The sequence below is a fragment of the Mycobacterium sp. SP-6446 genome (genome assembly GCF_001954045.1).
Taxonomy (GTDB): Bacteria; Actinomycetota; Actinomycetes; order Mycobacteriales; family Mycobacteriaceae; genus Mycobacterium.
Genome location: NZ_MBEM01000222.1, coordinates 1 through 2,381 on the forward strand (window position 1 = coordinate 1; position 2,381 = coordinate 2,381).

Consider the following 2,381-nt stretch of genomic DNA (forward strand, 5'->3'; position numbering starts at 1 on the left):
AGTCGCAGATCATCATCATCACGCACCAGAAGCCGACGATGGAGGTCGCCGACGCGCTGTACGGCGTGACGATGCAGGGCGACGGCATCACCGCGGTGATCTCCCAGCGCATGCGCGGCCAGCAGGTGGAGCAGCTGGTCTCCAGTTCCAACTAGGGCCGGTCCCACCGGCGCGCGGCCGCTTGGAAGAATGTCAGCGTGTCGCAAGGTCTTTGGATCGCCATCGCGGTCCTGGGCGCCATCGCCGCCCTGGTCGTCGTCGTCGCGTTGGTCCTGGGTCTGCGCCGTTACCGCCGCCGCCGGATCAGCCTGACGACGACGGCCGAACCGGGCGCGATAGACCGCTCGGGCGGCTACACCGCGTCGTCGGGCATCACCTTCAGCCAATCCGCTCCGACGCTCGACACCGGCGGGCTGCCCGCCGTCGGTGACGACGCCACGGTTCCCCGCGACGCGCCGCGGCGCACGATCTCCGACGTCCACCTCCCGGAGGTGGCGCCCGAACCCGCGGCGCCCGAACCCGAGCCGGTGGCAGCGGAGGCCCCGGAGGCGCCGGCCGCCGCCGAGATCGAGGCCATCGCGCCGCCGGAAGGCCGGCTGGAACGACTGCGCGGCCGGCTGGCCCGCTCGCAGAATGCCTTGGGCCGCAGCGTGCTCGGATTGATCGGCGGCGGCGACCTCGACGAGGACTCCTGGCAGGAGGTCGAGGACACGCTGTTGGTCGCCGACCTGGGCCCGGTGGTCGCCGATGCGGTGGTCTCGCAGCTGCGGAGCCGTCTGGCCAGCGGCAACGTGCGCACCGAGGCCGACGCGAAGGCCGTGCTGCGCGACGTCCTGATCACCGAACTGCAACCCGCGATGGACCGGTCGATCCGCGCCCTACCGCACGCCGACCACCCCTCGGTGCTGCTGATCGTCGGCGTCAACGGCACCGGAAAAACCACCACCGTCGGCAAGCTGGCCCGCGTGCTGGTGGCCGACGGGCGCCGCGTCGTGCTGGGCGCCGCCGACACGTTCCGGGCCGCGGCCGCCGATCAGCTGCAGACCTGGGCGGCCCGCGTGGGCGCCGAGGTGGTGCGCGGCCCCGAAGGCGCCGATCCGGCGTCGGTGGCCTTCGATGCGGTCGACAAGGGGATCGCCGCGGGCGCCGACGTCGTGGTCATCGATACCGCCGGCCGGTTGCACACCAAGGTCGGCCTGATGGACGAACTCGACAAGGTCAAGCGGGTGGTCACCCGGCGCGCAGCGGTCGACGAGGTACTGCTGGTGCTCGACGCCACCATCGGGCAGAACGGGCTGGCGCAGGCGCGGGTCTTCGCCGAGGTCGTGGAAATCACCGGCGCGGTACTGACCAAGCTGGACGGAACGGCCAAGGGCGGCATCGTTTTCCGTGTTCAGCAAGAGCTCGGCGTGCCGGTGAAGCTGGTCGGACTCGGCGAGGGACCCGACGACCTGGCGCCGTTCGAACCCGCCGCATTCGTGGACGCGCTGCTCGGCTGAGACCGCTTACACGGCACGCGGGACGTTAATACCGCCGAAACATGGCGGCCCCATTGCCGAAACAACAATTGCGCACAGTTCTCGCAGGCCACAGGCACCTGCCTGTCGGCCTACTCATGTCGACCGGAGGTGAAAGCGAGTGAGTTTCCCGCAATTGGGCCAACCAGATACCGGGGATACCGCCTGGATGTTGGCGAGTTCCGCGCTGGTGCTGTTGATGACGCCTGGTCTTGCCTTCTTCTACGGCGGCATGGTCCGCACCAGAAGCGTGCTCAACATGATCATGATGAGCATCAGCTCCATGGGTGTGGTGACGGTTCTGTGGGTGCTGTACGGCTACTCGATGTCGTTCGGTAACGACAAGGGGGGCGTCGTAGGCAGCCCGACCGACTACTGGGGTCTGGCGAAGCTGATCGGCGGAAATGCCGTGAAGGCCGACGCCACCAAGGGCGTCGCACAGGTCGACATCCCGCTCGCCGGCACCATGCCGGCCACCGTCTTCGTGGCCTTCCAGCTGATGTTCGCGATCATCACCGTCGCGCTGATCTCGGGCGCGGTGGCGGACCGGCTGAAGTTCACCGCGTGGTTGGTGTTCGCCGGGCTGTGGGCGACGCTGGTCTACTTCCCGGTCGCGCACTGGGTCTTCGCGGCCGACGGCTTCGCCTCCGAGCACGGCGGCTGGATCAACAACAAGTTGCACGCGATCGACTTCGCCGGTGGTACCGCGGTCCATATCAACTCCGGTGTGGCCGGCCTGATGCTGGCGATCGTCCTGGGCAAGCGCAAGGGCTGGCCGACCACTTTGTTCCGGCCGCACAACCTGCCGTTCGTGATGCTCGGCGCCGGGTTGCTGTGGTTCGGCTGGTTCGGGTTCAACGCCGG

General features: G+C 68.7%; 1 protein-coding gene and 2 pseudogenes. All 3 read left to right on the forward strand.

Annotated elements, in window-relative coordinates; genetic code table 11:
* Nucleotides 1–155 (forward strand): annotated as a pseudogene (locus A5736_RS27280) (chromosome segregation protein SMC); the annotation flags it as partial.
* A gap of 42 nt (nucleotides 156–197) precedes the next feature.
* Nucleotides 198–1,499 carry a signal recognition particle-docking protein FtsY gene (gene ftsY / locus A5736_RS19675; RefSeq protein WP_076248104.1) on the forward strand — a complete coding sequence of 434 codons (1,302 nt, stop codon included), beginning with the start codon at nucleotides 198–200 and terminating at the stop codon, nucleotides 1,497–1,499.
* 187 nt (nucleotides 1,500–1,686) lie between these two features.
* Nucleotides 1,687–2,381: pseudogene (locus A5736_RS19680) on the forward strand (ammonium transporter); the annotation flags it as partial.